The organism is Colwellia sp. BRX10-4 (genome assembly GCF_014077465.1).
Lineage (GTDB): Bacteria > Pseudomonadota > Gammaproteobacteria > Enterobacterales > Alteromonadaceae > Colwellia_A.
The window spans coordinates 1-5,031 of the sequence record NZ_JACGVZ010000051.1 but is presented as its reverse complement, the minus strand read 5'-3'; the positions used below and the strand labels follow the sequence as shown (position 1 = coordinate 5,031).

Genomic DNA, 5,031 nt, shown 5'->3' with positions numbered 1-5,031 from the left:
TATTTAACCAAAAAGTGAAATAGATTTAATTACGCGTAAATAACCAAGATAAAGAAAAGACAACTACCACAATTACATTTAATCGAATTCGCAATGCCGCATAACGCCACATTAAGCGGCAAAAATTAGTTGGCTAAAATGTTGAACGGAGTGAAAACAGCCAACTAATTTTTGTCCGTTTGAATGCCTTGTTAGTTGTACTGTTGTGACACTTTCAGTTTTTTAATCGTTCTTATAAATTCGAATATCCCGCAAACGCCTGAACCAATTAGCCCTATTTGCCAGATACTAATTGATTCAAAACTGAAACTACTTGAGTACAGCGCATAACCAATTATGTTACCTAATTGATAAACACCAGCTAGTATTACAATTAAACAAATTAACAATAGAACCCAGTAAAAAATAGTAGACTTTTGCTTCATAAGATTTACTCAATGGTTGTACAACTAACGCCACGTTAAGCGGCAAAAAATTGTTGGCTAAAATTGTGAACGAAGTGAAACAGCCAACTGTTTTTTGTCCGTTTGAACGCCTTGTTAGGTGTAAATTACACACCAAACTCTTTTTTGGCAACTAGTTCAGTAACTTGCTGAAGTTGCGGTTGTCCACCACCATGCATTTCTGCATTTGGATATGTGCACACCCAGTATTGATTTAAGGTTGTATTTAAGTAGAGAGTATCCCAACCAGTTTTATCAGTTGCGACTTTAACGAGGTTAAGACTAATGTAGTTTTCAACTGCTTCACTCCCTGAAATTACACTCATACTTCCTTTACACCTAACGCCCCAATAAGCCGACACAAAGAGCGCAGCGAGTTGAGGTCGGATTAATTGGTTTGTTATGTTGCGATTACTGTAGACCATAATGTTCATTTAACCTCTCCTCGATATGACAAGGATCCCAAGCTGCCGCAACTTCTAAGTGTTGGCATTCTTCTTTGGTAGCAGGAACTTCATTCATCCATGTGTGATCCACAATATTATATTTGCCATTAATCATATCTTTCTTGTAGTAGTAAGGTTTAGTTTTGAATCTATCGTTAAGTTCAACCTTTCCCGCTATCGGCCAACCATTTTTACCAATGCCATATTTCATTACCGTAACTTCAAACAAAATAGGTAATGAGACTATTTCTTCTGGGTTTAGTTTTTCAGTATCGCAATAATCAACCACAGCCAATCGCTCAGTTAATGTAACAACACCGTAGCAGTGTTTGTTGTCTCCAACAGGAATCTCTATGTAATTCCCAGGAGTCCAATGTTTACCAGTTGTCATACATTCTCAAGCAACATAACGCCCCACTAAGAGGCAAATAATAGTTGGTTATAATAGATAGCGAAGCGAACAAAACCAACTGTTATTTGTCCTGCTTGAGTGGCTTGTTAGGTATACCCTACTATTGCATATTCTTTATCGTTAACTCGGTGATACTCATTAATTTTTTTTACTACTTCGGCAACTTGGTCAAAGCTGGCATTATCACAAAAATATAAAACGTAATCATTTGTCACATCTTCGTTAGATTGAAAAGCCGATTCTAAATCAAAGTGCTCTGTAAGCACATCCTCGATATAATCTCGGTGTTCATAATCAATTAATTCAATTGATGCTCCCCATTTTGGATCTGCAACAACTTTAATTTCTGTCAGTATGTAGCGAAACTCATCCAGCATGATGGTATACCTAACGCCCCACTAAGAGGCAAATAATAGTTGGTTATAATAGAGAGCGAAGCGAACAAAACCAACTGTTATTTGTCCTGCTTGAGTGGCTTGTTATGTTGCAGCTTGCCCGCTACCTTCGAGTACAGGGCTATAAATACCCCAAATAGCAAACACTACTAATAATATTGACAAAACACCAAGCCAAATAAGCACCGACATAGATTTACTACTTTTACATTTACTCACTTTAAACAAAATAAAAGCAGAGATTAAACCTAAAATACCCCAGTAACGATAAGTGCCAATTAATAAAGATGTTTGAAATGGTAGCTCCGATTCAAACGAATCAAATACATTTTCAAATTCTTTAATGAAGATAAAAGCTCCATACGCAAACAAGCCAAAATAAAGCGTTGAAGCTGTAGCGGCTAATATTTGAAAGTTACTCTTAATCTGATTCATGAACTGCATCTCCTTTTGCAACATAACGCCCCATTAAGAGGCTTTTAATTGTTGGCTAAAATGTGAAGCGAAGCGGAACCTAGCCAACTGTTTAAAGTCCTGCTTGAATGGCTTGTTATATGGTAACTTCACCACACTGATTTTGTAACTTATTTATAACTTCAGTTGCCAATGCTGTTTTTTGAATAGCATATTGGTCAGCAAACTCTTCAAGTTTCTTATTATTAGCAGAACTCCAATGCCTAGAGTACCAATCAACATGATGACCAATTTCATGATAAAGAAGATTATTAACATAATATTTTTTAAGACTATCAATATCCCATTGGATACTCCATCCGTCTTTTGAATGTGAAATATTGTCACAAAACTTTTGAAGCTCTTTGAGCTTACGAGCCGATGGTTTTTTATTTCCCAAGTCCATCTTTAAGGACTTAGGGAATGGATAAAGAATAATTAAACGAACACCGCTACCACATATAAATTCTGCTAAAGGCAATTGGCCTTTTTCATATTCAGTTTTATTCAAACGCCGTAACCATATATGAGTTATGCCTTCTGCATCATTATTTGGTAAAGCTTGTATAGCTTGCTTGGCATCTTCGGCAGTTATAGGGAATAAAAAATCACGAGATGGATTATCTTGAATTAATATAGGTAATTCATCATTGTCCGATGGTTTTTTTAAACTATGAGCTCTTTGAAATATATTATCATTCAAACGAAGCCTTCGACGTCCACCGTAGATGTCACCAAAAGTTCTGCTTTTTTTCCATGGAGTTGAGATATTCACCATACTCTAATTACCATATAACGCCCACTTAAGCGGACAAAAATAGTTGGTTAAAATGTGAAGCGAAGCGGAACCTAACCAACTGTTTTTGTTCCGTTTGAAGTTCTTGTTAGGCTTTACCTACCTCGATATTTATTTCTTTTGTATTGCCATTAGACGTTTCAACTACTAGATGCAATACAGACCCAATGGGCATTTTTAAGAAGTCTTTTGCGATCGAAGCTGAACAACCCGGTATTTCGCAACCCTCAATAGATATAACCTTGTGTCCTACCTCTAATCCCGCTTTAGCAGCAGGAGAATTAACAATAACTTTGTTAGCAATCAACTCAACTACTTCGGGACTAAAAAAACCACTGGCCGTGTAATCCCAAGTCACACCAATTTTTAGCTTTTCTTTAGCTAATAATGATGTTGGAACCAGTAAAAATAAAAATGCTATTGATAAACTAAACCTTGAAATGAACATATAACCTCTTTATAAGCCTAACGCCCTGTTAACAGGCAAAAAATTGTTGGCTAAAATGTTGAGGAACGAAAACAGCCAACTGTTTTTTGTCCTTGTTTAACAGCTTGTTAGGTAAGCTTTACACCGCAACTTTTGCATTCATCGACAGCCCAACCATTACCAGCAATACTGTCACATTTTGGACAAAGAGAATTCCGATATGCCAACACGATAAAAACCAAACCTAAAGCTTTTAAAATAAGATCAAAGTAATCCATTCGCATAGGGATAAAACTAAAAGTTAAGTCATAATAACTGATTGCTAAAGCTGGTATCCAAAACATCAAAGCTAACACAGTATTGATAATTCTTTTTTTACTCTGAACTCTAAATTTTTCTACAATATCCATTTGCTTACCTAACGCCCCACTAAGAGGCAAATGATAGTTGGCTAAAATAGAGAGCGAAGCGAACAAAGCCAACTGTTATTTGTCCTGCTTGAGTGGCTTGTTAGAGGCGCGTAACCACTGACCCTGCAATAAAGTCGTGAACAGCTCTTCTTTTGTTATTAGTTAACATAGTCATGAACTCAATCATAAACCAAGCAAGTTGTACCCAAATAAGTACTTGAAACGCTTGACTGCCTTCTGTTGCTAAAAATGGATTTATACCACTTAAAATAGGTCCAGCTTCAATAAACAGAATTAAAATAGCCGCGCCTATAATGACACTATCTCGATATAATGCTCTTTTATAAGTAAATGGCTCTCCATTTACTTTTGAAACTTTAATTTTCATAAGCATTTTACCGATAGTTTGACCAAATTTACCGTGCATGTAGACCGTATAAAAGTAATAACTTAAGGTATGAATAAGTGCATAATATATGAAATTAACGACACCATTCAGCTCCAGGCCAAATAACCAATCGCTAAAGAAAGCCATTGGTATGAAAATTAATTCATCGATAAATCCAGCCCAAAATCTAGGCCAGAATGTTTTATATTTATACTCAACCATGAGTGCCTCTAACGCCTAAATAACAGGCTAAGTAATGGTTGGCTAAAATTGTGTAGCGAAGCGAAACGTAGCCAACTGTTACGTGTCCTTGTTGATTTTCTTGTTATGTGCTGTTTAGCTAGAGCACATGTATATCATTTATAGTAGCGCTGAATTCATTACCACTTATACGATTAAATTCGAACTCTACTGTTAGGTCTGTTATTTCACCATTTACAGGAAAGTAAAAACCGTATAGTAAACTACCATCATCACATTCTAAAAACTCAGGTGTGCAAAATGATATTTCTGTATTTTGAACTTGAAAGTCTGACTCGCTATCAAAGTAATCAACTACAGCTTCAGTTACTTCCTGTTTACCCCAGCGAGCACCATAATTGTTTGGGGCAGAAATAAGTTCATTTGCTTGTTCAAAGTCACCTTGAGATAGAAGTAAAAGCCATTTCTGGCAATATGCTTTTAACTCTAATTCTATATTCTGAGGAGACAATTGAACCATGAACCTTCCTTAGCACATAACGCCTCATTAAGAGGCAAAAAACAGTTGGTTAAAATAAGCGACGCAGGAGCAAAAACCAACTGTTTTTTGTCCTGCTTTAATGACTTGTTATAAGTATTTTACTCTGACTCTGTTTTAGG

9 protein-coding genes are annotated in these 5,031 nt (G+C 36.1%); all 9 read right to left on the bottom strand.

Going from position 1 to position 5,031, the window contains the following annotated elements; translation table 11 throughout:
• Positions 1-550: 550 nt before the first annotated feature.
• Positions 551-769, bottom strand: coding sequence for an Imm27 family immunity protein (locus tag H4J67_RS19375; RefSeq protein ID WP_182204750.1), 219 nt, complete (start codon positions 767-769; stop codon positions 551-553).
• An 85-nt stretch (positions 770-854) separates the two neighbouring features.
• Positions 855-1,280 carry an Imm26 family immunity protein gene (locus H4J67_RS19370; RefSeq protein ID WP_182204748.1) on the bottom strand — a complete coding sequence of 142 codons (426 nt, stop codon included), beginning with the start codon at positions 1,278-1,280 and terminating at the stop codon, positions 855-857.
• Between the two features lie 107 nt (positions 1,281-1,387).
• Positions 1,388-1,678, bottom strand: coding sequence for a hypothetical protein (locus H4J67_RS19365; RefSeq protein WP_182204747.1), 291 nt, complete (start codon positions 1,676-1,678; stop codon positions 1,388-1,390).
• 102 nt (positions 1,679-1,780) lie between these two features.
• Positions 1,781-2,131: a hypothetical protein gene (locus H4J67_RS19360; RefSeq protein ID WP_182179655.1), complete on the bottom strand. Its 351-nt coding sequence runs from the start codon at positions 2,129-2,131 to the stop codon at positions 1,781-1,783.
• A gap of 115 nt (positions 2,132-2,246) precedes the next feature.
• Positions 2,247-2,927: a hypothetical protein gene (locus H4J67_RS19355; RefSeq protein WP_182204745.1), complete on the bottom strand. Its 681-nt coding sequence runs from the start codon at positions 2,925-2,927 to the stop codon at positions 2,247-2,249.
• 106 nt (positions 2,928-3,033) lie between these two features.
• The gene (locus H4J67_RS19350) at positions 3,034-3,393 is read right to left on the bottom strand and encodes a PDZ domain-containing protein (RefSeq protein WP_182176826.1); all 360 of its coding nucleotides are present in this window, start codon (positions 3,391-3,393) and stop codon (positions 3,034-3,036) included.
• Positions 3,394-3,500: 107 nt separating this feature from the next.
• Positions 3,501-3,782, bottom strand: a complete 282-nt coding sequence (locus H4J67_RS19345; protein ID WP_182172826.1) for a hypothetical protein — start codon at positions 3,780-3,782, stop codon at positions 3,501-3,503.
• A gap of 100 nt (positions 3,783-3,882) precedes the next feature.
• Positions 3,883-4,392: an RDD family protein gene (locus H4J67_RS19340; RefSeq protein ID WP_182204743.1), complete on the bottom strand. Its 510-nt coding sequence runs from the start codon at positions 4,390-4,392 to the stop codon at positions 3,883-3,885.
• A 118-nt stretch (positions 4,393-4,510) separates the two neighbouring features.
• Complete coding sequence (locus tag H4J67_RS19335; RefSeq protein WP_182204742.1) at positions 4,511-4,891, bottom strand: hypothetical protein; 381 nt, start codon at positions 4,889-4,891, stop codon at positions 4,511-4,513.
• Positions 4,892-5,031 lie beyond the last annotated feature (140 nt).